Below are 24,132 nucleotides of genomic sequence, written 5' to 3'. Positions count from 1 at the left end.
GTCGGTGGGTGAACCGACTCGAACCCTCGTACTCGGTGGTGCCCGATCCGGTAAGTCCGCGCACGCCGAGTCGTGTGCCGTCACCGAGCCGGTTCGCTACCTCGCTACCGGTAGGCGCGACCACACCGACGAGGATTGGCAGCGTCGCATCGACCTCCATCGGGCGTCGAGACCGCAGCATTGGTCCACCGTCGAGACGGTGACCGCGCTGGCTTCATCGATTTCGGAGCCCTGGGACGGCACTACCTTGGTCGACGACCTCGGAACATGGCTGACGGGGATGCTCGACGACGCTCGGGCGTGGGAGCGACCGCGCGGCACGATCACGCCGGCCGTCGACGATCTCGTCGGGGCGGTTGCGGAATGCACCTCCACCCTTGTGCTGGTCAGTCCCGAGGTAGGTCTGTCCGTGGTTCCCGAATCGCATTCCGGACGCCTCTTCCGAGACGAGCTCGGACTGCTGAACTCTCGACTCGCTGCAGTGTGTGACAGGGTTCTGCTGGTCGTCGCAGGACTCGCGATGACCCTCAAGGAACCACCGGCAGACTTCATCACCGCGAAAGGCGAAGTGTGACAACTCTTTCGGCAGAAGACTCGACGTCGTCGCCGTTTCGTCCGGTGACCGCTCCGTCCGATTCGGCACGCTCGGCCGCAGAGGATCGCCAACGTGAACTCACCAAGCCCGCCGGCAGCCTCGGGCGCCTGGAGAAGCTCGGTGAATGGATCGCGGCGTGCCAGGACAGCTGCCCGCCACGCTCGCTCGATCGGGTGCGCGTCGTCGTCTTCGCCGGCGATCACGGGATCGCAGCGCATGGAGTTTCTGCGTACCCGCCGGAGGTGACAGCTCAGATGGTCGAGAACATTCGCGGCGGCGGGGCGGCGGTCAATGTGCTCGCTGACATCGCCGGCGCCACGGTGCGGGTAGTCGATATCGCGGTGGACGCCGAGACCGATTCGTCGGTGTCGGCGTTCAAGATACGACGTTCCAGCGGATCGATCGACCGCGAGGATGCACTGAGCGAAGCCGAGGTTCGAGCGGCGCTCGCCGCGGGAGCAGCCATCGCAGACGAGGAGGTCGACGGTGGGGCGGATCTGCTCATCGCGGGCGATCTGGGCATCGGAAACACCACTCCCGCAACAGTATTGACCGCGATCCTCACCGACACCGAACCTGTTGCGGCCGTGGGCCGAGGCACCGGAATCGACGACGCGGGGTGGATCAGGAAGACCGCCGCAATCCGGGATGCCATGCGTCGAGCGCGACCGGTCGCCAAGAACCCGACCGATCTGCTCCGGGTAGCGGGCGGTGCCGACTTCGCGGCGCTGGCCGGGTTTCTCGCACAGGCCGCGCATCGGCGCACCCCGGTGATTCTCGACGGCCTCGTGGTGACCGCGGCCGCGTTGGTGGCAGAGGACGGCGCGGCCGGGGCACGGGACTGGTGGGTTGCCGGGCACCGCTCGGCCGAGCCCGCTCACACACTTGCGTTGCGTCATCTGCGTCTCGAACCGATCGTCGAGTTGGCCATGAGACTGGGTGAAGGGTCCGGTGCCCTCGCGGCACTGCCTCTGGTTCGTGCGGGCGTCGGCACGTTGAACTCGATGGCGACTTTCGCCGACTCCGGTGTCAGCACCGGTGACAGCGAAGTCCACAGCACTACCGAAGACCACTGACGGTGCGCGGGCGAGCCGATGGACTGTTGCTCGCGTTCTCCTGGCTGACCGTACTGCCCGTACGCGGCCCCGAGCACGTCGATCGACACGCGGCCGGACGGGCGATAGCTCGTGCTCCGATCGTCGGTCTCGCTCTCGGCGGCACCTGCGCGGCGCTGGTGTGGGTGTCGATCACCGTCGGACTGTCGCCGCTGCTCAGCGGACTGATCGGCGTCGCGGCTACTGCATTGCTGACCAGGGGGATGCACCTGGACGGCCTGGCCGACACCGCAGACGGACTCGGTTGCTACGGCCCGCCCGAGCGCGCGAGAGAAGTCATGAAGTCCGGCAGCGCAGGCCCGTTCGGAGTGGCAGCGCTAGCTCTGGTGTTGGGGATACAGGCTGCAAGCGTGGGCCAGCTCGCCCAGTTGCACATGTGGTGGGCAATCGTGTTCGTCTCGGTGATCGGACGTGTGTCGGTGGTGCTCGCGTGCCGCCGAGGGATCGACGCGGCGGCACCGACCGGCTTCGGCGCGCTGGTGGCAGGCACTCAGTCGACCGCACTCGTGGCGTTGTGGACGGGCGTGGCAACGGCCATGTCCGTATACATCAGGCCCGACCGCTCGTGGCACGGACCTCTGGTGGTCGTCGTCGTGCTCGCCCTTGCCGTGATTCTGACTCGGCACTGCGTCCGACGCTTCGGCGGTCTCTCCGGCGACGTACTCGGAGCCGGAATCGAGACCACCACCGCCCTGGCCGCGATCGGCATCCTCGTCGGGAGCTAGCGGAGTGTGGTCATCCATCCGTGCGTATCGGCGAACGTGCCGCGCTGAATGCCGGTGAGCGTATCTCGCAGTGCGAGCGTGATCTCGCCGGGCTCGCCGCCTGCGATCTCGAATGCTCCCTCGGTGGACTTGACGCTGCCCACCGGGGTGATGACGGCTGCGGTGCCACAGGCGAACACCTCGGTGATCTCGCCCGAGTCGGCACCCTTGCGCCACTCCTCGGTGGAGATTCGGCGTTCTTCGACGGGGATGCCCGCGTCCGTCGCCAGCGCCAGCAGCGAGTCACGCGTGATGCCGGGGAGGAGTGATCCGGACAACGATGGCGTCACCAGTCGCGCATCGGAGCCCGAGCCGAAGACGAAGAACAGGTTCATCCCGCCCATCTCCTCGACGTAGCGGCGCTCGGTGGCGTCGAGCCAGACCACCTGATCGCATCCTTCGTCGCTGGCCTGCGCCTGGGCGAGGAGTGACGCGGCATAGTTGCCTGCGAACTTCGCGGCTCCGGTACCGCCCGGTGCCGCCCGGACGTACTCGGTGGACAGCCAGACGCTCACCGGCTTGACTCCCCTGGGGAAGTAAGCGCCCGCAGGCGAGGCGATCAGCATGTACCGGTAGGAGTCGGCGGGGCGCACACCCAGCCCGGCTTCGGTGGAGAACATGTACGGCCGGACGTACAACGCGTCCTCACCGCCGGCCGCGGGCACCCACTCGTGGTCGAGTTCGAGCAGCTTCTCGATCGATCCGACGAAGAGCTCGTCCGAGAGTTCCGGCATCGCGAGCCGGCGAGCCGAGGACCGGAACCGCTCGGCGTTGGACTCCACCCGGAACGTCGAGAGGTCACCGTTCGGCTGACGGTAGATCTTGAGGCCCTCGAAGATGGCCTGTCCGTAATGCAGCACCATCGCCGCCGGGTCGAGCTCGATCGGGCCGTACGGAGCGATCGTCGCGTCGTGCCAGCCACGGTCTCGGGTGTAGTCGATGTACACCATGTGGTCTGTGAAGTGCTTTCCGAATCCTGGTGCGGCAAGCACGGCGTCGCGCTCCGCCGGTGTAGCGGGCGAGGGATGCTGCACGTACGTGAATTCGGAAACACCTGTCATGCCCGAGATCCTATCGTGGAGGTCACCCGCTCTCGCGCGGTCACCTGGTCTTGGCAGCGACGAACGGTGGCGCGACCACTTCGCAGCGCAACGCACGCCCACGAACGTCGACCTCGACCTCCGAACCGACAGCCGGAGCCGCCTCGGCGTCGAGCAAAGCCAGGGCGATACCCACCTTGAGCGAGGGTGAGAACGTTCCGGAGGTCGTCGTCCCGATGTCCTGACCCGACGCCCGCACGGTGAGACCGGGGCGGAGTACGCCGCGGTCGAGAGCCTTCAGTCCGCGCAGCGTTCGCGTCGGCCCGTCGGCCTTCTCCGCAGTCAGTGCCTCCTTGCCCCAGAACGCGTCCTTCTTCCAGCCGATCGCCCAACCGCACCGAGCCTGCAGGGGCGAAATGTCCAGTGACAGTTCGTGTCCGTGCAGCGGGTATCCCATCTCGGTGCGCAGAGTGTCGCGTGCTCCGAGCCCGCACACCTGTCCCCCACGTGACCGCACGGCGGCCAGCAGTGCGCGGAAGAGCGGTTCCGCATCGCCCGCCGGTGGAACCAGTTCGTAGCCGTGCTCGCCGGTGTAACCGGTTCGGCACACCCGCACTGCCACCGAATTCCAGGTTGCGTCCTCGAACGCCATGTAGTCCATATCGGTCGGCAGACCCAGTTCCTGCAGCACCTCGGCCGCTTTCGGCCCCTGCACGGCCAACACTCCGAACTCGCGGTGCTGGTTCACCACCGACACGCCATCGGGTGCCTGCGCTGCCATCGCGGCAACGACATCGGCCGTGTTGGCTGCGTTCGGCACCAGGAATACGTCGTCATCGGAGACGTAGTAGGCGATCAGGTCGTCGACCACGCCGCCGGATTCCGTGCAGCACAGGGTGTACTGCGCTTTACCCGGCTCGATGCGGCCGAGATCGTTGGTCAGAACAGAGTTCACGAAGGCGGCAGCGCCGGGTCCGGTGACCGACGCTTTGCCCAGGTGGCCGACGTCGAACAGACCTACGGTTTCCCGCACCGCGGTGTGCTCGACGACCACTCCGGCGTACGACACCGGCATGGTCCAACCGCCGAAAGGCGCGAATGTCGCACCCAATTCGGTGTGTACGGCGTGCAGCGGTCCCTCGATCAGGTCGGTGTCGGTCATGGCGGTCACGCTAGCTCACATCACGGCTCGTGCGGGCCCTGCGGACCGAGTTCGTCCCTCGGTCCGCTGCGCCATCGATCGTCATTAGGATCGAGGTACCTACACGTCAACCCCTACAGGAGCAGCCACGTGCCTTCACCTTCGACGCTATCCCGCACTCTCGGACCCGACCTGGTCCTCGCGGGCAAGCTCGGCAAGAAAGTCGACGTTCTCGTCGTCGCGCTGAGTACCAGTGACGACGGCCTCGAGCTCGCCATCACCGATGACATTTCGGATGACGCCGTTGCTTCCGAACTCCTGGACGCCTTCGAATCCGTCGGTGCCACCGGCAAAGCCGATGAGCTCGTTCGGATCCCGGCTCCGTCCGGACTGCCCGTCTCCAGTGTCCTGGCAGTGGGCCTCGGCAACGCTGCCGACATCGACAGCGAACGCATTCGTCAGTCGGCCGGTACCGCGGCACGCTCGCTCAAGGGTGTCGATACGGTCGCGACGACGTTGTCGGCACTCGATCTCGGTGCGGCCGCTGAAGGCTTCTTTCTCGGCGCGTACCAGTTCACCGAGTTCAAGTCGGCCTTGTCGGCACCGAAGGCCGATGGTCTTCCCCTCGCCCGCGTCGAGTTGCTCGTGCCCGACACCCGCTCCAAGGACGCCAAGACCGAGCTGGCACGATCGCTCGCCATTGCCGAATCCGTCGCCGTGGCGCGCGATTTCGTCAACACCCCGCCGAGCCACCTCTACCCCGAGGAGTTCGCGGCGCAGGCCAAGGCTCTGGGTACGGCAGCGGGCCTGAAGGTCGAGATCCTCGACGACAAGACACTGGAGAAGGACGGCTACGGCGGTATTCACGGCGTCGGCAAGGGTTCTTCACGCCTGCCGCGACTGGTTCGCCTGACGCACTCGGGCGGTAAGCGGGGTGCGAAGAAGGTTGCCCTGGTGGGCAAGGGAATCACCTTCGACACCGGCGGCATCTCCATCAAACCCGCTGCGGGCATGGAGAACATGACCTCGGACATGGGCGGCGCGGCTGCGGTCATCGCGACGGTGATCCTCGCCGCGAAGGTCGGCCTGCCACTCGATGTGATCGCGACGGTGCCGATGGCCGAGAACATGCCGTCGGGCACCGCGCAGCGTCCCGGCGATGTGTTGACGCAATACGGCGGCATCACCGTCGAAGTCATCAACACCGACGCCGAAGGTCGATTGGTGCTGGCCGACGCGATAGTGCGTGCCTGCGAGGACGATCCGGATTACCTCATCGACACCGCAACGCTCACCGGGGCTCAGGTCGTAGCGCTCGGCAACAGAACGCCGGGCGTGATGGGTACCGACAACTTCCGCGACCGGGTTGCCGAAATCTCCCAGGCCATCGGCGAGAACGGCTGGGCCATGCCGCTTCCGAAGGAGATTCGACGCGAACTCGACTCCAAGGTGGCCGATCTGGCGAACGTCACCAACGGCCGGGCCGGAGGAATGCTGGCAGCAGCTCTGTTCCTGAAGGAATTCGTGGCCGACGGCGTCGAATGGGCTCACATCGATGTCGCGGGCCCGGCCTACAACACCGGAGGCCCCTTCGGCTACACCGGCAAGGGCGGCACCGGAGTTCCCGTGCGGACCATGTTCGCGGTTCTCGAAGACATAGTCGAGAACGGCTGATTCGGACCGTCCGTGCGCGGGGAGCAACGTCCTCGCGCACGGACGTCGATCACACGTCGCGCTGCTGCTGTTCGCGCTTCTTGATGATCTTCTGGCGCGCGTCGTGGTCGCGCATTCGTTGGGGATACCCGGTCTTGCGGACGTCGTACACCGGGATCTTCAGGTCGGGTCCGATCTTTCGTGCATATTTTTCATCCAGCGGCCGCCGAGTCCATTCGCCGTCGTTCGCGACCAGTACGACGGTCAGCGGGGTCACCGTCGTCTTGGGCTCGACGTAGGCCTCGACACCGATTCGCGCGGCGGTCCAATCGGCCAGGTACTGGGCGACCGACCCTTCGGGGCCACGTTTTGCGGCCCCGCCGCTTCGTTTGAGTCGATCGAACAATCCCACGAGAACATCCTTTTCGTACGGCCTATGGATCGCCGGCACGGATGCCGGAAATGTTGTTACCCGCCAGTTTGCCAGGCGTGTTGTGCGCCCTAGGGGAACGGCGAGGCGACAACAATGGAAGGATGACTGTAGAGGGTTCAGCTCTCTTGATAGTGAACCAAGGCTCGTGAAGTGAGTAAGTGAGTTGCCGAGAGGGAGTGTCGACGTGGGCGCTGGATCGAGCCGAACATGCTCGGTGAGTGTCGATCGCACCGGTGCCTCCGTCGAATCGAATCACCCAACTCTCGTCCATGAACCCTGTTCCGCCAGCACAATGGTCTGCGACCACAAGTCGTAAGAACTACATCACCCGCATACAACTGTCGAGGAGTCAACAGACATGGCCTTCTCCGTCCAGATGCCAGCTCTCGGTGAGAGTGTCACCGAGGGAACTGTCACGAGGTGGCTCAAACAAGAAGGCGACACCGTCGAAGTCGACGAGCCATTGCTCGAAGTCTCCACGGACAAGGTCGATACCGAGATCCCGTCGCCTGCTGCCGGTGTTCTCACCAAGATCGTCGCTCAGGAAGACGACACCGTCGAGATCGGTGGCGAGCTCGCCCAGATCGGTGACGCAGGCGAGGCCCCCTCGTCCGACGCACCGGCCGAGGACGCTGCCCCCGCCGAGGAATCGGCACCCGAGGAAGCTGCCGAGGAGCCCACTCCCGCAGCCGAGCCCGAGCCACAGGCAGAGGAGGAGGCACCCGCAGCGAGTGCATCGTCCGACTCGTCAGGATCCGGTACGCCCGTGACGATGCCCGAGTTGGGTGAGTCCGTCACCGAGGGCACCGTGACCCGATGGCTCAAGGCCGTCGGCGACGAGGTTGCAGTCGACGAGCCGCTGCTCGAGGTCTCTACCGACAAGGTCGATACCGAGATCCCGTCTCCCGTCGCCGGAACGCTGCTCGAAATCTCCGCCGAGGAAGACGACACGGTTGCCGTCGGTGGCCAGCTCGCCGTCATCGGATCCGGATCGCCCGCCGAAAAGGCTCCCGAGCCCGAGGCCACACCGGAGCCCGAGGCCCCGAAGGCCGAAGAGCCGAAGAAGGAAGAGCCGAAGAAGGAGGCTCCCAAGCAGGAAGCCCCGAAGGCCGAACCCAAGCCCGAGCCGAAGCAGGAGGCTCCCAAGGCCGCTCCCGCCAAGGAGTCGGCACCGTCGGGTGATTCCAGCCCGTACGTCACACCGCTCGTGCGGAAGCTGGCGTCGGACAACGACGTCGATCTCTCCACGGTCAAGGGCACCGGTGTCGGTGGACGCATCCGCAAGCAGGACGTGCTCGCGGCTGCCGAAGCCAAGAAGGCTCCGGCAGCTCCGGCCGCCGAGGCTGCGCCCGCCGCTGCCGCCAAGCCTGCTGCGCCGGCTACTGCCGGTGTTCGCCCGGAGCTCGCACATCTGCGTGGCACCACGCAGAAGATCAACCGGATCCGTCAGATCACCGCGAAGAAGACGCGCGAGTCGCTGCAGACCTCTGCACAGCTCACGCAGACCTTCGAGGTGGATGTCACCAAGATCGCCGGTCTGCGGACGAAGGCGAAGGCGAAGTTCGCCGAGAACGAGGGCGTCAACCTGACGTACCTGCCGTTCTTCGCGAAGGCCGTCGTGGAGGCTCTCAAGGCGCATCCCAACGTCAACGCGAGCATCAACGAGGACGCCAAGGAGATCACCTACCACGCCGATGTCCACCTCGGCATTGCCGTGGACACCGAGCAGGGTCTGCTCTCCCCCGTCATCCACAACGCCGGTGACCTGTCGCTGGCCGGGTTGGCTCGGGCGATCAACGACATCGCGACCCGCGCACGTTCGGGTGGGCTGAAGCCGGACGAGCTGTCCGGTGGCACGTTCACGATCACCAACATCGGCAGCCAGGGTGCGCTGTTCGACACCCCGATCCTGGTTCCGCCGCAGGCGGCCATGCTGGGTACGGGTGCAATCGTCAAGCGTCCCGTGGTCGTCAAGGACGACTCGGGCAACGAGTCGATCGGTGTTCGCTCGATGTGCTACCTGCCGCTCACCTACGACCACCGGTTGGTGGACGGAGCCGACGCAGGGCGCTTCCTGACGACGATCAAGCAGCGTCTCGAAGTAGCGTCGTTCGAGGCCGATCTCGGCCTGTAGACAACCGGCGAATTTCGCGCCTCACGTATTCTCGTAGGAGCGCGACACATTCGCATCGGAGTCTCGACAAGTGGGGCACGAACCGAGCATCCGGGGCATCATTCGTTCGCGAATGATGCCCCGGACTGCGTCAAGGAGGCTTTCGTTCATATGCGCGTAGTCATTGCAGGTTCATCGGGATTGATCGGCACAGCTCTGGTCGCAGCACTGCGAGGCCGGAGCCACGACGTCACCCGCCTCGTACGGCGTTCACCGGCGGGCCCGGACGAGTCGCAGTGGGACCCGTCGCGCGGGAGCATCGACGCGGCCACCCTCGACGGTGCCGACGCGATCGTCAACCTGTGTGGTGTCGGAATCGGCGACAAGAGATGGTCCGGTGCCTACAAGCAATTGGTGCGCGACAGTCGAATCGCTCCCACCGAGGTGCTCGCCGGAGCTGCTGCCGATGCGGGAGTACCGACATTGATCAACGCCAGCGGCGTCAACTTCTACGGCGACACGGGCGATCGAGTGGTCGACGAGACCGCTCCCGTCGGTGAGGGTTTTCTGGCCGAGGTGTGTCGCGATTGGGAGAACGCCACGTCTGCGGCGTCCGATGCGGGCGTACGCACGATCATGCTGCGCAGCGGCGTCGTGCTGTCGCAGCGCGGCGGAATGCTGGGCAAGCTTCGTCCGCTCTATTTGTTCGCCCTCGGCGGGCGGCTCGGCAGTGGACGTCAGTACTTCCCGTGGATTTCTCTGGAGGACGAGATCGGTGCCATCGTCCACGGCATCGAGAGCGATTCCTTGCGTGGACCGGTCAACATGGTGGGTCCGACCCCCGTGACGAACGCACAGTTCAACAGTGCGATGTCCCGTGCGGTGCACCGCCCAGCCCCGTGGGTCGTCCCCGGCTTCGCCCTCAAGGCCGTGATCGGCGAATTCGCCGAGGAAGCCATTCTCACCGGTCCGCGCGCCATTCCGAAGGCTCTGGAGGACGCGGGGTACTCGTTCGAGCACAACACCGTGGGAGAGGCACTGCGAGTAGCTGTGGGCAGCTGACGCGGCGTACCGTTCCGAATCATGAGTGACGCGAACTCTTCGTCGGTCCGAGCATCGGCACGCGCGAGCACCGAGCCTGTCGAGGTGCGCCAGTTGGGCACCGTCGAGTACACCGAGGCGTGGGCTCTGCAGCGCGATCTCGCGGGTGCCCGGGCCGACGGCGTCGGCTCCGACACACTGCTGCTGCTCGAGCATCCGTCCGTCTACACCGCGGGCCGACGCACAGCCGAGGAAGACATGCCCCGGGACGGCACTCCCGTCGTCGAGGTGGACCGCGGCGGCAAGATCACCTGGCACGGTCCTGGCCAGTTGGTCGGATATCCCATCGTGAAGCTCGCGCAGCCTATCGACGTCGTCAAGTACGTGCGCCGTATCGAAGAAGCGCTGATCTCCGTCGTATCCGGATACGGCATCGTGTGCGGACGCGTCGACGGCCGCTCAGGGGTGTGGCTTGCAGCCGAAATGCGCGACGGCGTCTGGCTTCCCGAGCGCAAGATCGCCGCAATTGGGGTCCGCGTCCAGCGCGGGGTGACACTGCACGGCTTCTCGCTCAACTGCAATGCGGCCATGACCGGGTTCGATGCGATCGTGCCGTGCGGCATCGCCGATGCGGGCGTCACATCACTGTCGCTCGAACTGGGACGTGACGTGACGACCGACGACGTCCTCGCGGCCGTCACCACTGCGATACTGGCTGCCCTCGACGGTTCGATGCCGGTGCAGGACCATGACATCGAGCATCCGGCGACAGTCGGCGCGTCGATCAACCCGCAGTTCACCACCGTTCGGTTCGGCGCGTAACATCGAATCTGTGACTGTGGCCCCAGAAGGACGCAAGCTGCTCCGCCTCGAGATCCGAAACGCGGAGACCCCCATCGAACGCAAACCCAACTGGATCAAGACCAAAGCCAAGATGGGCCCGGAATACACCGAGCTCAAAGGTCTTGTGAAGCGTGAGGGTCTGCACACGGTGTGCGAGGAAGCCGGCTGCCCGAATATCTACGAATGCTGGGAAGATCGCGAAGCGACCTTCCTCATCGGCGGTGAGCAATGCACCCGCCGTTGCGATTTCTGCCAGATCGACACCGGCAAGCCGGACGACCTCGATCGAGACGAGCCGCGCCGTGTGGCGGAGTCCGTGCAGGCCATGGGTCTGCGCTACTCCACGATCACCGGCGTCGCCCGTGACGATCTCGAGGACGGCGGGGCATGGCTGTACGCCGAGACGGTGCGCTTCATCAAGAAGCTGAACCCGAACACCGGTGTCGAGCTGCTCATCCCCGATTTCAACGCCAAGCCCGATCAGCTGGCCGAGGTCTTCTCCTCGCGACCGGAGGTCCTGGCCCACAACGTCGAGACCGTGCCGCGCATCTTCAAGCGCATTCGTCCGGCGTTTCGCTACCAGCGGTCGATGGACGTCATCACTGCGGCGCGCGATGACGGCTTGGTCACCAAGTCCAACCTCATCCTCGGTATGGGCGAGACGCCCGAAGAGGTGCAGGAAGCGATTCGCGACCTGCACGAGGCGGGCTGCGACATCCTGACCATCACCCAATACCTGCGGCCTTCACCGCGGCACCACCCCGTCGAGCGGTGGGTGAAGCCGGAGGAGTTCGTCGAGCACTCCGACTACGCAACCGAGGTCGGCTTCGCCGGTGTGCTGGCCGGGCCGTTGGTCCGCTCGTCCTACCGTGCCGGGCGCCTGTACGCGCAGGCCATGGCGCACCACGGTCGCGAACTGCCTGAGAGCATGAGCCATCTGACCGACGGCGGCGAAGCCTCGCAGGAGGCCAGTTCGTTGATGGCACGTCTGGCCGCTCGCTGATCCTCGTTCCCAATCCGGAAGCGGTGCAAGTGAGCGTCGGCACAGGACGTATCCTGTGAGGTATGGCGAACGGCAGTAAGGCTGGCAAAGCAGCGAAGCCCAGCAAGGAAGCAAAAGCAGCCGCGAAAGCGGCCCGCAAGAAGGCATCGAAGGAACGCCGCAGTCAGCTGTGGCAGGCGTTCCAGATGCAGCGCAAGGACGACAAGGCTCTCCTTCCGCTGATGATCGGGGCGGTGGTAGGGCTCGGGCTCGTCGGCTTCCTCATCGGCCTTGCCTTCGGCTTCCAGTGGTTCTTGCTCCCCATCGGCTTGCTGCTCGGCGTGTTGGTCGCCTTCATCATCTTCGGTCGCCGGGTGCAGAAGTCGGTGTACAAGAAGGCCGACGGCCAGGCCGGCGCTGCAGCCTGGGCCCTGGACAACCTGCAGGGTTCGTGGCGGGTGACCAACGCGATCGCCGGCACCACTCACCTCGACGCCGTGCACCGGGTGATCGGCAAGCCCGGGGTCATCCTCGTTGCCGAGGGTGCACCGCAGCGCGTGAAAGCACTGCTGGCACAAGAGAAGAAGAAGACCGCCCGCCTGGTGGGTGACACCCCCATCTACGACGTGATCGTCGGAAACGAAGAGAACCAGATTCCTCTGTCGGGTCTGCAGAAGTATCTGTCGAAGTTGCCCAAGAACATCGACGGCAAGCGCATGGACACCATAGAGTCACGGCTCTCCGCGCTCGGCACGAAGGGCGGCCCGGCGATGCCGAAGGGACCCGTTCCCGGCGGGGCCAAGATGAAGGGCGTCCAGCGGACCATGAAGCGCCGCTAGATCCCGATCGACACTCCCAGCAGCCCTGGTGCGCGCCCTCAGCGGGTCCGCAGCAGGGCTGTTCCCGTTGCGCGGTCGTGCATTCCGCGTCCGTCCATATCGGTGATGACGGCCGGGACGACGAACAGCAGAATCAGCTGACGAACCAGCGCCCGAACGAAGCCGACTCGGGCATGGGCGTCGATGCGACCTACCTGGATACCGACCACGAACTGCCCAGGGGTGAACGAGAACAGCGAGACGGTCACCAGTCCAACTACGAACCACACCGCAAGCACGATCGTCGAGATCAGTCCACTCGTGGTGTAACCGCCGAGTATCAGCGACGCGACGCCGGTCGCCATGGTCCAGTCCAGAATCAGGGCCAGAATTCTGCGGCCCGCACCTGCCAGTGCGCCGACCCCCTGCTGAGGCAGGCCCAGTTCTTCGCCGCGAAAGTTCTGTGGTTGCCGTGGGTTCGCGGCCGCCGGTCCGGACAACCAGGACCCTGTCATTCGTGCCATGATTTCCAGGATAGGCGCGACCGGACACACGGGAAACACGCGGACGTACTGTTGTTCGTGCCACTCGTGAACCAGGACGCGTAACACGGGCGAAACACGACCTTGACGGGCGGGCAACACCAAGTCCATACCGTCAGTTCGACGGACTCAACAAAGGAGCAAAAGCGTGGCGTTTTCCACGGCCCAAGAGGTCATCAAGTTCATCGCAGATGAAGGAATCGAATACGTCGACATCCGATTCACGGATCTGCCGGGTGCACAGCAGCACTTCTCGATCGCCGCGAAGGCGTTCACGGCGGATACCCTGGAAGACGGTCTCGCGTTCGACGGCTCGTCCGTCCGCGGCTTCCAGTCCATCCACGAGTCCGACATGATCTTGCTTCCGGACTACGCCACCGCTCAGGTCGACCCGTTCCGCAACGCCAAGACGCTGAACATCGACTTCTTCGTCCACGATCCGTTCACGCGTGAGGCATACAGCCGCGACCCGCGCAACGTCGCTCGCAAGGCCGAGGAGTACTTGGCCAGCACCGGCATCGCCGACACCGCCTACTTCGGTGCCGAGGCCGAGTTCTACATCTTCGATTCCGTCCGCTTCGATTCGCAGGCCAACGGCGCGTTCTACGAGGTCGACTCGTCCTCGGGTTGGTGGAACACCGGAGCCGAGACCGAGGCAGACGGCAGCCCGAACCTCGGCTACAAGGTTCGATTCAAGGGTGGCTACTTCCCCGTCGCTCCGTACGACCACTACGTGGACCTGCGCGACCAGATCTCCACCAACCTGCAGAACGCGGGCTTCGAGCTCGAGCGTGCCCACCACGAGGTCGGCACCGGCGGGCAGCAGGAGATCAACTACAAGTTCAACACGCTGCTCCGCGCCGCCGACGATCTGCAGCTGTTCAAGTACATCGTCAAGAACACCGCGTGGCAGAACGGCAAGTCGGCAACCTTCATGCCGAAGCCGCTCTTCGGTGACAACGGCTCGGGCATGCACGTGCACCAGTCGCTGTGGAAGGACGGAAAGCCCCTCTTCCACGACGAGGCCGGATACGCCGGACTGTCGGATCTCGCACGCCACTACATCGGCGGCATCCTGCACCACGCGCCGTCGCTGTTGGCCTTCACCAACCCGACGATCAACTCCTACCACCGCTTGGTGCCGGGCTACGAAGCCCCCATCAACCTGGTCTACAGCCAGCGCAATCGCTCCGCTGCAGTGCGCATCCCGATCACCGGCAACAACCCGAAGGCCAAGCGCCTCGAGTTCCGCGCGCCGGACTCCTCGGGCAACCCGTACCTGAACTTCGCTGCTCAGATGATGGCGGGCCTGGACGGAATCAAGAACAAGATCGAGCCGATGGCTCCGGTCGACAAGGACCTCTACGAGTTGCCGCCCGAGGAAGCCAAGAACATTCCTCAGGCGCCCACCTCGCTCAATGCGGTCATCGACCGTCTCGAGGCCGATCACGATTACCTCACCGAGGGTGGCGTGTTCACGACCGACCTGATCGAGACCTGGATCTCGCTCAAGCGTGAACAGGAAATCGCTCCTGTGAACCTGCGTCCGCACCCGTACGAGTTCTCGCTGTACTACGACGTGTGAGTCGATAAATTTCACACCGAAAACGCCCGGCCGAATCTTTTCGGCCGGGCGTTTTCTCGTTCTCGATGGTTTCCGATCGGCAACTTTTGCGGCAATCCGCACAGAATTCAGACCGGTCGGCGTTTGATAAGTCGTACGCGGGGTAAAGGTATTTATCCGCTACCGGCGAACAGAGGACGACAACTGCATGGATGCACTGTGGGAATTCATCGTCGGACGGCGAAGGCAGTTGGCAATCGACTCCTATCTACACGTGTCGGCCGTCATCCAATGCGTCGTCATCGCTACCGTCATCGGCGTCGCCATCGGCGTGCTCGTCTATCGCAGTCCGGCCGGCTCCGCCATCGCGACGGCCCTGGCGAGCACCGTCCTCACGATTCCGTCGTTTGCTCTGTTGGGTCTGCTGATCCCCATTTTAGGACTCGGTGTTCGACCGACAGTGACCGCTCTGGTCCTGTACTCACTGCTCCCGATCATCCGAAATACGGTGGTCGGCCTGGATGCGGTCAATCCGGCAGTAACCGATGCCGCCCGCGGAATCGGCATGAGCCGCATTCTTGTGTTGCGGCGCATCGAGATTCCACTTGCGTGGCCCTCGATTCTGACCGGTATGCGAGTCAGTACACAGCTGGCCATGGGCATTCTGGCCATCGCTGCGTACGCCAAAGGCCCTGGCCTGGGCAATCTTCTGTTCTCCGGGCTCGCACGGGTCGGCAGCCCCACCGCCGTTCCACAGGCACTGACCGGCACCATCCTCATCGTCCTGCTGGCGTTGATCCTCGATGGGATCTACGTCGTGATCGGCAAACTGACCACCTCGAGGGGTATCCGTGAGTGAGAAAACGACCGTATCCGGCGCAGAAATCGTGCTGGAGAACGTGACCAAGAGTTACTCGGGCCAGAAGGACGCCGCCGTCGACAACGTGTCGATGACGATCCCGGCCGGCGAAGTGGTCGTATTGGTCGGACCGTCGGGCTGCGGCAAGACGACGACCATGCGAATGATCAACCGATTGATCGAACCGACGTCGGGCCGCATCACCATCGGCGGCAAGGACGCATTGTCGATCAATCCGAACGAGCTCCGCCGCACCATCGGATACTCCATCCAGCAAGCAGGGCTGTTCCCGCACATGACCATTGCCGAAAACGTCGGCATGGTTCCAGGGCTGATCGGCTGGAAGAAGAAGAGGATCTCGGACCGTACGGACGAAATGCTCGATCTCGTCGGTCTCGATCCAGCGTTGTACCGCGAACGCTACCCACGCCAGCTGTCCGGAGGTCAGCAGCAACGTGTCGGTGTTGCGCGCGCTCTGGCCGCTGATCCGCCGGTTCTGTTGATGGACGAGCCTTTCGGTGCCGTCGACCCCATCACTCGCGGTTTGCTTCAGGACGAATTGATGCGTCTACAGGCCGAACTGGGCAAGACGATCGTCTTCGTCACGCACGACTTCGACGAAGCCGTCAAACTCGGTGATCGAATCGCCGTGCTGGGCAATCAGTCCCGAATCCTGCAGTTCGATACCCCCGAAGCGGTGCTGGCCAACCCAGCCGACGAGACGGTCGCCGGATTCGTCGGTGCCGGTGCAGCTCTCAAGCAACTGACACTGATGAGAGTGCGCGACATCGAGTTGTCCGATGTTCCGGTCATGGGCGAAGACCAGCCGGTCGAGTCGATGAACGCGGCTCTCGGCAACGACCCGGAGGCATGGGGAATCATTCTCGATGCGCGTAAGCGGCCCATTCGTTGGACCGATCGCCGTCATCTCGCCGGGGTAGGCAGCCTGCGCGACGTCGGTGTTCCGATGGGCGAGATGGTCTCGACGCAGTCGACGCTGCAGGACGCACTCGAAGCGCTTCTCGCCGAGGGCAACGCGACCGCCACAGTTACCGGTCAGCGCGGCGAATACGCCGGCACGATCACCATCGAGCAACTGATCGACACCATCAAGACCATCCGTTCGCAGCATGCTCATGACCACGACAAGGACACCTCAGCGGAAGACGTGACGGCAGGAAGTCCGTCGTGACGACCGCTGCGGATTCGTCGGTCGTCGATGCAGCAGGGGACGACAGCGGCGTGCAGGCGGCGAAGCAGGCTGCCAAGCGAGCGGAACGTGTTCGGCTACTGGTGCAACCGGCCCTCATCGCGATAGTGGTTGTCGCACTTCTTGCCTATACGTTCACTCGCGATCTGACTGCTACACAAGCGGAGACGTTGAACGCGGCCACGCTGTTCCAGGCGTTGAAAGAGCACGTCTTGATCACGATCGTCGTCACGGCGCTCGTGCTGGCCATAGCGGTTCCTCTGGGAATCCTGTTGACCCGCAACGGCTACCGAAAGTTGGCACCGATCTTCATCGGTATCGCCAACATCGGTCAGGCCGCTCCGGCGGTAGGCCTGTTGGTGTTGCTGTTCCTCGCGACCGGCAAGACCGGTTTCTGGATCGGCGTACTGCCCATCGCGTTCTACTCGCTGCTTCCCGTTCTCCGAAACACGATGCTCGGTTTTCAGCAGGTCGACCCGAGCTACATCGATGCTGCACGCGGACAGGGCATGTCGAGTAGCGGCATCCTCTGGCGTATCGAGTTTCCACTCGCCGTGCCGTACATGCTGGCCGGTCTACGAACGTCGCTGGTGCTCGCCGTCGGTACCGCCACCTTGAGCTTCCTCGTGGGAGCGGGCGGTCTCGGAGTTCTGATCGATACCGGTTACAAGCTCTACCAGCCACTCATCCTCGTCGTCGGAGGCGTTCTCGCCGTGGCCCTCGCGTTGTTCGTGGACTGGCTCGGGGCACTCGCCGAGGCCTATCTCGGCCCGAAAGGACTCCGCTGATGCGGCGCTCGACACAACAACTCATAGCTCTGTGCGCGGTCAGCACGATCGCACTGGCAGGTTGCGGTTTGCAATCTGGCAGCGCCGTGCCGCTGTCGGTGGAGCCCGGCAGCATCGAAGCGATGCCAGGTCTCGAGGGCGCGGAACTGACCGTCGGCTCCAAAGACTTCACCGAGCAGATCGTATTGGGCTACATCCTCGAATTCGCGTTGTCGGCTGCAGGCGCGGACGTTCGCGACCTGACGAACATTTCGGGGTCGAACAGCACCCGCCAGGCCATGGTCTCCGGGCAGGTCGATCTCACCTACGAGTACACCGGGACCGGCTGGATCAACTACCTCGGCAACGAAAGTCCCATCACGGATGCCACCGAGCAGTTCGATGCGATCCGCGATGCCGATGTCGCCAATGGACTGACGTGGGTCAATCCCGCGCCGATGGACAACACGTACGCCCTGGCGATGAACCAGGCAACAGCCGACCAGACCGGAGTGAAGACTCTGTCGGACTACGCAGCTCTCGTGGCGCGCGATCCGGCTGCGTCGGCGTTGTGCGTGGAGACCGAGTTCAATTCACGACAGGACGGATTTCCCGGCCTGGCGGCAGCGTACGGTTTCGACCCCAATGCCGTTCCCCGTCAGATTCTGCAGACCGGAATCATCTATCAGGCGACGGCCGAGGGTTCGCAATGCAAGTTCGGTGAGGTGTTCACCACCGACGGCCGAATCAAGGGTCTGAATCTCGTCGTTGTCGAGGACGACAAGAGCTTCTTTCCCCGGTACAACGCCACCGTCGTGATCCGCTCGTCGATCGCCGAGCAGTATCCGGAAATTGCCGAGGTGACTGCGCCGATTTCGGCGAAGCTGACCAACGACGAGATCACCGAACTGAACAAACAGGTCGACGTCGACGGCCGCGAACCGGCCGACGTCGCACGTGACTGGATGGTCAAAGAGGGTTTCGTCACCGCAGGCGCGGATTAGCCGTCTCTTACATCGAGCCGTGAGGACCGAAAGCTGATGCGGCACACGACACGAGGGTTTATTGCCCTCTGCGCCGTCATGATGACGGCAGTGACGAGTTGCGGTCTGCAGTCGGGCAGCGCAGTGCCGCTGTCCGTGGAACCCGGCAGCATTCAACCTGTACCGGGTCTCGAAGGCGCACAATTGATCGTCGGCTCGAAGGAATTCACCGAGCAGGTGATCCTGGGTTACATACTCGAATTCGGGCTGGTGGCAGCCGGAGCCGACGTCCGAGACCTCACCAACATTTCGGGGTCCAACAGCACCCGCCAAGCCATGGTTTCCGGCCAGGTGGACGTCACCTACGAATACACGGGTACGGCCTGGATCAACTTCCTGGGAAACGAAACCGCCATCCCGGACGCCACCGGGCAGTTCGAGGCCTTGCGCGACCAGGACGCAGCCAACGGACTCACCTGGGTCAACCCTGCACCGATGGACAACACGTACGCACTCGCGATGAATCAGACGACGGCAGACGCGACCGGCATCACGACGCTCTCGGACTACGCCGCGCTCGCCACCACCGATCCGGCCGCGGCACAGACCTGCGTGGAGACCGAGTTCAATTCACGACAGGACGGGTTTCCGGGTATGGCCGCTGCCTACGGCTTCGACCCCAACGTCGTTCCGCGGCAGGTGTTGCAGGGCGGCATCATCTATCAGGCAACGGCCGACGGTTCGCAGTGCAAGTTCGGTGAGGTGTTCACCACCGACGGCCGTATCAAAGGTCTGAACCTGGTCGTGATTCAAGATGACAAGAGCTTCTTTCCCCGCTACAACGCCACGGTCGTGATTCGCACGCCCATTGCCGAGCAATACCCGGAGATCGCCGAGGTCACCGCTCCTATTTCCGCGGCGCTGACCAACGACGAGATCACCGAGCTCAACCGGCAGGTGGACATAGACGGACGCGAGCCCGCGGATGTCGCGCGCGACTGGATGGTGAAGCAGGGATTCGTCACCGTCGGCAGTGACTAGAGGGAGACAGTGATCAGCTGCCGCCGAAGGTCCGCTCCACCACTGCCTTTGCCCGACGCGTGACACGCAGGTAGTTGTCGAGGAACGCACCGGCGTCGCCGTTCTCCCAGCCCGCGACCTGCGCCACGGCGGAGAGCACCGCGCCCGGTGCCGGTAGCTGGTCGGTCGGCTTGCCGCGCACCAGAACCAGTGCGTTGCGGGCCTTCGTCGCGAGGATCCACGCCTCGCGCAGCAACTCCACGTCGGTTTCGCTCATGAGCTCGGCCGCACCGATCGCGTCCAGCGACTGCAGGGTCGAGGTGTTGTGCAGCGAAAGAACCTTGTGCGCATACCGGAGCTGAATCAGCTGGACGGTCCACTCGATGTCGGCCAATCCCCCGCGCCCGAGCTTGGTGTGGGTGGAGGGGTCGGCCCCCTTGGGCAGACGCTCGGAGTCGATGCGCGCCTTGATGCGTCTGATCTCACGGACCGCGTCGGCGGACACCCCACCCTCGGGATAGCGCACCTTGTCTGCCATCAACAGGAACCGAATGCCGAGATCCTGGTCGCCGGCCACCTGGTGGGCCCGCAGCAGAGCCTGGACTTCCCAGGCCTGGGCCCACTGCGAGTAGTACGCGGCGTAGGACGACAGCGTGCGCACCACCGGTCCGCTGCGGCCTTCCGGACGCAGCCCGGTGTCGACTTCGAGGGGCGGGTCGGTGCTGGGCGCGCCGAGCAGTTTGCGGATGCGGTCGGCAATGGTGTTGGCCCACTTGACCGCAACGGTCTCGTCGACCCCGTCGACCGGCTCGCACACGAACAGCACGTCGGCGTCGCTGCCGTATCCGAGCTCGCCGCCGCCGAGTCTTCCCATGCCGATGACGGCCAGAGTTGCCGGTGCCGGTTCGCCGCGCTCGATCTCGCTGGCCCGGATGGCAGCTGCGAGAGCGGCATTGATGACGGCGGCCCAGACCGACGACAGCGCTCTGCACACCGCAGGCACGTCGAGCATGCCGAGGATGTCTGCCGAGGCCACTCGGGCCAGTTCGTGGCGTCGCAGCGCCCGAGCCGCGTTGATCGCCCGTACCGGATCCTCGTAGCGGGCCGAGGAAGACAGGATGGCGCGATAGGTCTCTTCGGGCTCGACATCGAGCAGGCGCGGGCCGGTGGGGCCGTCGGCGAACAACCGAATCACCTCGGGGGCCTTGATCAACAGATCCGGTACGTAGGCCGAGGATCCGAGCACGATCATCAGCCGCTGAGCCACTGCGCCCTCGTCGCGCAACACGCGCAGGAACCACGTCTGCTCCCCCGCCGATTCCGACAGTCGGCGGTAGTTGAGGAGACCGGCGTCCGGATCGGGGGTGTCGGCGAGCCACTCCAGCAGCGTCGGGAGCAGCACGGCCTGAATCTGGCCGCGCCGAGTGCCCGAGCCGACGAGCGCCCGCAAGTGACCCAGTGCGTTCTGCGGGGTGGCGTAGCCGAGGGCCGCGAGCTGACGCGTCGCCGCGTCGGGTGTCAGACGTACTGTCTCGGAGTCGAACTTGACCACCGAGTCCAGCAGCGGCCGGTAGAAGAGCTTGGCGTGCAGTCGTCTGATGCGCTGGGCATTCCTCTTGATCTCGGCGTTCAGCACCCCGAGAGCGTCGCGATTGCCGTCGGGTCGCATGTGCGCCGAACGGGCCAACCACCGCAGCGCTTCCTCGTCGTCCTGCGGAGGCAGGGTGTGTGTGCGCCGCATTCGCTGCATCTGCAGGCGGTGCTCGATCAACCGGAGGAACTCGTAGGACGCCGTCAGATTCGCGGCGTCGTCGCGGCCGACGTACCCGCCCTCGGTGAGCGCGGTCAGTGCGTCGGTCGTACCGAGCACGCGCAGCGACTCGTCGGTTCGACCGTGCACCAATTGCAGTAGCTGGACGGCGAATTCGACGTCTCGCAGACTGCCGCGTCCGAGTTTGATCTCGCGTTCGCGGAGCTCCGGCGGCACCATCTCTTCGACGCGACGACGCATTGCGCGCACTTCCGGAACGAAGTCCTCGCGCTGACTCGCCAGCCACACCATCGGGTTGACCGCGTCGACGTAATCGTTGCCCAGTGCGATGTCACCGGTCATCGGCCTGGCCTTGAGCAGAGCCTGGAACTCCCAGGTCTTGGCCCACCGCTTGTAGTACGCCACATGCGAATCCAGGGTGCGGACCAGTTCGCCGCGCTTGCCCTCGGGTCGCAGCGCGGCATCCACCTCGAAGAAGGCCGAGGATCCGATGCGCATCATCTCACCCGCGATGCGGCTCGCCTGCGAGTCTGCGGGTTCGGCGACGAACACGACATCGACGTCGGAGACGTAATTGAGTTCGCGCGCACCACATTTGCCCATCGCGACGACGGCCAAGCGCGTCGGACACGGCGCATCGGGGCACACGGTTGCGACGGCGACGGCCAATGCTGCGGTGAGGGCCGCGTCGGCCATGTCGGAGAGCTGCGATCCGACCACCGTGTACGGCAGGACGGGCTCGTTCTCGACAGTCGCGGCGAGGTCGTACGCGGCCAACACCATGATCTGGTCGCGGTACTTCTTGCGCAGAGCGATCACGGCGGGTGGTCCGGTGATCGACGCACGGTACAGATCGGGTGCGGCATGGGGTCCGAACTCGGGCTCGGCCCCGACCACCTCGAGAAGTTCCGCAACCAGGGTCGCCTTGCTGGGGAGTTCGATCTTCGCCGAGACCCCGGTGCCCTGACCTTCCTTGGTCACCAGCAAACGCCAGGTGCTGTCGTCTGCAACGAGGTGATCGGCGAGCGCACTCGATGCGCCGACGAGCCCGAGGATGCGCCCGCGGAATCCCTTGTCCGTGCGCAGCGCCGTGTCGAACTCCGACCAACCGGCACCGAGCGACTCGTACAAGCGCACCAGGGTGCGGAGCGCGAGGTCGGCGTTGGGCGCGCGGGACAGCGACCAGAGCAGCTCGAGGCTGTCCTCATCGGTCCAACCGAGAGTGCGCAGATCGGACGGCGCAGTTTCTTCGACCAAACCGAGGCGGCCCGGTCCGGGAACGACGGATCTGGAAGTCGGAGGACGCACCATCAGAATCCACCTCGGCGTGCCACAGTTTTACCCCGTCGTCGGTAATGCGACGCGAGGGTGCCCGCGCCGGCATCGGAACTACATTCACGATCGACTAGAACGTAGCCCATGACGACGCCGGTCTGTCAAAAGACCCCGCTGCTCTACAGACCCAGGTAGGCCTTCAGCTCGTACGGCGTGACGTGGCTGCGGTATTCCTCCCACTCACGACGCTTGTTGCGCAGGAAGAAGTCGAACACGTGCTCGCCCAGTGCTTCTGCGACCAGTTCGGACCCTTCCATCGCGTTCAACGCCTGATCGAGATTGCCCGGCAGTTCCTTGTATCCCATGGCGCGACGCTCGGCGGACGTCAGTGCCCACACGTCTTCCTCGGCCTCGGGCGGCAGGGTGTACCCCTTCTCGATTCCGCGAAGACCGGCCGCGAGCAGCACCGCGAAGGCGAGGTACGGGTTGCAGGCCGAGTCGGGGCTGCGAATCTCGACGCGCCGAGACGACGCCTTGTTCGGGGTGTACATCGGCACGCGGATCAAGGCCGAGCGGTTGGCCGGTCCCCACGATGCGGCGGTCGGTGCCTCGCCGCCGCGCACCAGCCGCTTGTAGGAGTTGACCCACTGGTTGGTCACGGCGCTGATCTCGTTGGCGTGCTCGAGGATGCCGGCGATGAAAGACTTGCCGGTTTCCGAGAGCTGCATCGGGTCGTCCGGGTTGTGGAAGGCGTTGGCGTCGCCCTCGAACAGGCTCATGTGTGTGTGCATCGCCGAGCCGGCCTGGTCGCTGAACGGTTTGGGCATGAACGTCGCACGCACACCCTCTTCGATGGCGACTTCCTTGACCACGTAGCGGAAGGTCATGATGTTGTCGGCCATCGACAGCGCGTCGGCGTACCGCAGATCGATCTCCTGCTGTCCCGGCGCGGCCTCGTGGTGGCTGAATTCGACCGAGATGCCCATCGACTCGAGCGCGTCGATGGCGTGCCTGCGGAAGTTCGGGGCCGAATCGTGCACGGCCTGGTCGAAGTAACCGCCGTTGTCGGCAGGGGTGGGCGGTGAGCCGTCCTGCGGGGCATCTTTGAGCAGAAAGAACTCGATCTCAGGGTGCACGTAGCAGCTGAATCCGAGGTCTGCGGCTTTGCTCAACTGGCGACGCAGCACGTGGCGAGAGTCGGCCCAGGACGGCGAACCGTCGGGCATGGCGATGTCGCAGAACATGCGCGCCGAGTGCTGGTGGCCCTTGCTGGTGGACCACGGCAGGATCTGGAACGTCGAGGGATCGGGCTTGGCGACGGTGTCGGCCTCGGAAACTCGAGCGAACCCTTCGATGGCGCTACCGTCGAAGCCGATCCCCTCGTCGAACGCCCCTTCGAGCTCCGCGGGGGCGATGGCCACCGATTTCAGATACCCGAGGACGTCGGTGAACCAGAGGCGGACGAAACGAATGTCGCGCTCTTCGAGAGTCCGGAGCACGAATTCCTTTTGACGATCCATGAACGCGAGAGTAAGCAAACGGAGTTAAATCTGTGTTACATCGTGAATTCAGTCTCACTTCGTGAAACTCTCTGCCCACATCG

Annotated in this window: 21 protein-coding genes; 15 read left to right on the top strand and 6 right to left on the bottom strand. The window is 64.5% G+C overall.

Features of this window, described 5'->3' with window-relative positions:
• Window positions 1–4 precede the first annotated feature (4 nt).
• From cobU to BH93_RS11850, 3 genes are read left to right on the top strand one after another with little or no spacing between them, the layout of a single operon-like run.
• The gene (gene cobU / locus BH93_RS11860; protein WP_052065859.1) at window positions 5–574 is read left to right on the top strand and encodes a bifunctional adenosylcobinamide kinase/adenosylcobinamide-phosphate guanylyltransferase; all 570 of its coding nucleotides are present in this window, start codon (window positions 5–7) and stop codon (window positions 572–574) included.
• The gene (gene cobT, locus BH93_RS11855; RefSeq protein ID WP_037177421.1) at window positions 571–1,671 is read left to right on the top strand and encodes a nicotinate-nucleotide--dimethylbenzimidazole phosphoribosyltransferase; all 1,101 of its coding nucleotides are present in this window, start codon (window positions 571–573) and stop codon (window positions 1,669–1,671) included. The genes cobU and cobT overlap by 4 nt, the downstream gene beginning before the upstream one ends.
• Window positions 1,672–1,673: 2 nt before the next feature.
• Window positions 1,674–2,435, top strand: coding sequence for an adenosylcobinamide-GDP ribazoletransferase (locus BH93_RS11850; protein WP_037177418.1), 762 nt, complete (start codon window positions 1,674–1,676; stop codon window positions 2,433–2,435).
• Here BH93_RS11850 and BH93_RS11845 read toward each other — a convergent pair.
• Window positions 2,432–3,535: a branched-chain amino acid aminotransferase gene (locus BH93_RS11845; protein ID WP_032379083.1), complete on the bottom strand. Its 1,104-nt coding sequence runs from the start codon at window positions 3,533–3,535 to the stop codon at window positions 2,432–2,434. The genes BH93_RS11850 and BH93_RS11845 overlap by 4 nt on opposite strands.
• A gap of 40 nt (window positions 3,536–3,575) precedes the next feature.
• Entirely contained in the window at window positions 3,576–4,676 is a 1,101-nt protein-coding gene (gene gcvT, locus BH93_RS11840; RefSeq protein WP_037177415.1) for a glycine cleavage system aminomethyltransferase GcvT, read from the bottom strand.
• 129 nt (window positions 4,677–4,805) lie between these two features.
• Here gcvT and BH93_RS11835 point away from each other — a divergent pair, with 129 nt between their 5' ends.
• On the top strand, window positions 4,806–6,329 hold the full coding sequence (locus BH93_RS11835) for a leucyl aminopeptidase (RefSeq protein WP_037177412.1): 1,524 nt from the start codon (window positions 4,806–4,808) through the stop codon (window positions 6,327–6,329).
• Window positions 6,330–6,378: 49 nt separating this feature from the next.
• Here BH93_RS11835 and BH93_RS11830 read toward each other — a convergent pair whose 3' ends face one another.
• Entirely contained in the window at window positions 6,379–6,720 is a 342-nt protein-coding gene (locus BH93_RS11830) for a hypothetical protein (RefSeq protein WP_032379085.1), read from the bottom strand.
• Window positions 6,721–7,099: 379 nt separating this feature from the next.
• On the opposite strand from BH93_RS11830, the gene sucB reads away from it, so the two are divergent.
• The 5 genes from sucB (at window position 7,100) to BH93_RS11805 (ending at window position 12,559) form a co-directional block, all read left to right on the top strand.
• Complete coding sequence (gene sucB / locus BH93_RS11825) at window positions 7,100–8,875, top strand: 2-oxoglutarate dehydrogenase, E2 component, dihydrolipoamide succinyltransferase (protein WP_037177409.1); 1,776 nt, start codon at window positions 7,100–7,102, stop codon at window positions 8,873–8,875.
• A 150-nt stretch (window positions 8,876–9,025) separates the two neighbouring features.
• On the top strand, window positions 9,026–9,916 hold the full coding sequence (locus BH93_RS11820) for a TIGR01777 family oxidoreductase (RefSeq protein WP_032379087.1): 891 nt from the start codon (window positions 9,026–9,028) through the stop codon (window positions 9,914–9,916).
• A gap of 21 nt (window positions 9,917–9,937) precedes the next feature.
• Window positions 9,938–10,717: a lipoyl(octanoyl) transferase LipB gene (gene lipB / locus BH93_RS11815; RefSeq protein WP_037177406.1), complete on the top strand. Its 780-nt coding sequence runs from the start codon at window positions 9,938–9,940 to the stop codon at window positions 10,715–10,717.
• 10 nt (window positions 10,718–10,727) lie between these two features.
• The gene (lipA, locus tag BH93_RS11810) at window positions 10,728–11,741 is read left to right on the top strand and encodes a lipoyl synthase (protein ID WP_170944795.1); all 1,014 of its coding nucleotides are present in this window, start codon (window positions 10,728–10,730) and stop codon (window positions 11,739–11,741) included.
• 62 nt (window positions 11,742–11,803) lie between these two features.
• A complete protein-coding gene (locus BH93_RS11805) occupies window positions 11,804–12,559 on the top strand; it encodes a DUF4191 domain-containing protein (RefSeq protein WP_037177403.1) in 756 nt (251 codons plus the stop codon).
• Window positions 12,560–12,597: 38 nt separating this feature from the next.
• Here BH93_RS11805 and BH93_RS11800 read toward each other — a convergent pair whose 3' ends face one another.
• Window positions 12,598–13,062 (bottom strand): RDD family protein, encoded by a 465-nt coding sequence (locus BH93_RS11800; RefSeq protein WP_032379091.1) that lies wholly within the window; start codon window positions 13,060–13,062, stop codon window positions 12,598–12,600.
• Between the two features lie 166 nt (window positions 13,063–13,228).
• Here BH93_RS11800 and glnA (BH93_RS11795) point away from each other — a divergent pair, with 166 nt between their 5' ends.
• The 6 genes from glnA (BH93_RS11795) to BH93_RS11770 all read left to right on the top strand — a co-directional run bounded on the left by glnA (BH93_RS11795) (window position 13,229) and on the right by BH93_RS11770 (window position 19,504).
• On the top strand, window positions 13,229–14,665 hold the full coding sequence (gene glnA / locus BH93_RS11795) for a type I glutamate--ammonia ligase (protein WP_032368128.1): 1,437 nt from the start codon (window positions 13,229–13,231) through the stop codon (window positions 14,663–14,665).
• Window positions 14,666–14,852: 187 nt separating this feature from the next.
• A complete protein-coding gene (locus tag BH93_RS11790; RefSeq protein ID WP_032379092.1) occupies window positions 14,853–15,503 on the top strand; it encodes an ABC transporter permease in 651 nt (216 codons plus the stop codon).
• Window positions 15,496–16,695: an ABC transporter ATP-binding protein gene (locus BH93_RS11785; RefSeq protein WP_032379093.1), complete on the top strand. Its 1,200-nt coding sequence runs from the start codon at window positions 15,496–15,498 to the stop codon at window positions 16,693–16,695. Before BH93_RS11790 ends, BH93_RS11785 begins: the two co-directional genes overlap by 8 nt.
• A 50-nt stretch (window positions 16,696–16,745) precedes the next feature.
• Window positions 16,746–17,501: an ABC transporter permease gene (locus BH93_RS11780; RefSeq protein ID WP_032379555.1), complete on the top strand. Its 756-nt coding sequence runs from the start codon at window positions 16,746–16,748 to the stop codon at window positions 17,499–17,501.
• Window positions 17,501–18,484 (top strand): glycine betaine ABC transporter substrate-binding protein, encoded by a 984-nt coding sequence (locus tag BH93_RS11775; protein ID WP_037177399.1) that lies wholly within the window; start codon window positions 17,501–17,503, stop codon window positions 18,482–18,484. Before BH93_RS11780 ends, BH93_RS11775 begins: the two co-directional genes overlap by 1 nt.
• A gap of 36 nt (window positions 18,485–18,520) precedes the next feature.
• The gene (locus BH93_RS11770; protein ID WP_037177395.1) at window positions 18,521–19,504 is read left to right on the top strand and encodes a glycine betaine ABC transporter substrate-binding protein; all 984 of its coding nucleotides are present in this window, start codon (window positions 18,521–18,523) and stop codon (window positions 19,502–19,504) included.
• A 13-nt stretch (window positions 19,505–19,517) separates the two neighbouring features.
• Here the strand turns inward: BH93_RS11770 and BH93_RS11765 are convergent, their stop codons facing one another.
• Entirely contained in the window at window positions 19,518–22,565 is a 3,048-nt protein-coding gene (locus BH93_RS11765; RefSeq protein ID WP_037177393.1) for a bifunctional [glutamine synthetase] adenylyltransferase/[glutamine synthetase]-adenylyl-L-tyrosine phosphorylase, read from the bottom strand.
• Between the two features lie 143 nt (window positions 22,566–22,708).
• Entirely contained in the window at window positions 22,709–24,049 is a 1,341-nt protein-coding gene (glnA, locus tag BH93_RS11760; protein ID WP_032379097.1) for a type I glutamate--ammonia ligase, read from the bottom strand.
• Window positions 24,050–24,132 lie beyond the last annotated feature (83 nt).

This window comes from Rhodococcoides fascians A25f (genome assembly GCF_000760935.2).
In the GTDB taxonomy this organism is placed as follows: domain Bacteria; phylum Actinomycetota; class Actinomycetes; order Mycobacteriales; family Mycobacteriaceae; genus Rhodococcoides.
This window is presented reverse-complemented; position numbering and strand designations above follow the sequence as displayed.

Bases quoted from the DNA above. Each gene is read 5' to 3' on its own strand.
- sucB (WP_037177409.1), top strand. From the start codon at position 7,100: ATGGCCTTCTCCGTCCAGATGCCAGCTCTCGGTGAGAGTGTCACCGAG.
- BH93_RS11805 (WP_037177403.1), top strand. From the start codon at position 11,804: ATGGCGAACGGCAGTAAGGCTGGCAAAGCAGCGAAGCCCAGCAAGGAA.
- BH93_RS11800 (WP_032379091.1), bottom strand. From the start codon at position 13,062: ATGGCACGAATGACAGGGTCCTGGTTGTCCGGACCGGCGGCCGCGAAC.
- lipB (WP_037177406.1), top strand. From the start codon at position 9,938: ATGAGTGACGCGAACTCTTCGTCGGTCCGAGCATCGGCACGCGCGAGC.
- BH93_RS11765 (WP_037177393.1), bottom strand. From the start codon at position 22,565: ATGGTGCGTCCTCCGACTTCCAGATCCGTCGTTCCCGGACCGGGCCGC.
- BH93_RS11775 (WP_037177399.1), top strand. From the start codon at position 17,501: ATGCGGCGCTCGACACAACAACTCATAGCTCTGTGCGCGGTCAGCACG.
- BH93_RS11770 (WP_037177395.1), top strand. From the start codon at position 18,521: ATGCGGCACACGACACGAGGGTTTATTGCCCTCTGCGCCGTCATGATG.
- gcvT (WP_037177415.1), bottom strand. From the start codon at position 4,676: ATGACCGACACCGACCTGATCGAGGGACCGCTGCACGCCGTACACACC.
- glnA (WP_032379097.1), bottom strand. From the start codon at position 24,049: ATGGATCGTCAAAAGGAATTCGTGCTCCGGACTCTCGAAGAGCGCGAC.
- BH93_RS11845 (WP_032379083.1), bottom strand. From the start codon at position 3,535: ATGACAGGTGTTTCCGAATTCACGTACGTGCAGCATCCCTCGCCCGCT.
- BH93_RS11790 (WP_032379092.1), top strand. From the start codon at position 14,853: ATGGATGCACTGTGGGAATTCATCGTCGGACGGCGAAGGCAGTTGGCA.
- BH93_RS11820 (WP_032379087.1), top strand. From the start codon at position 9,026: ATGCGCGTAGTCATTGCAGGTTCATCGGGATTGATCGGCACAGCTCTG.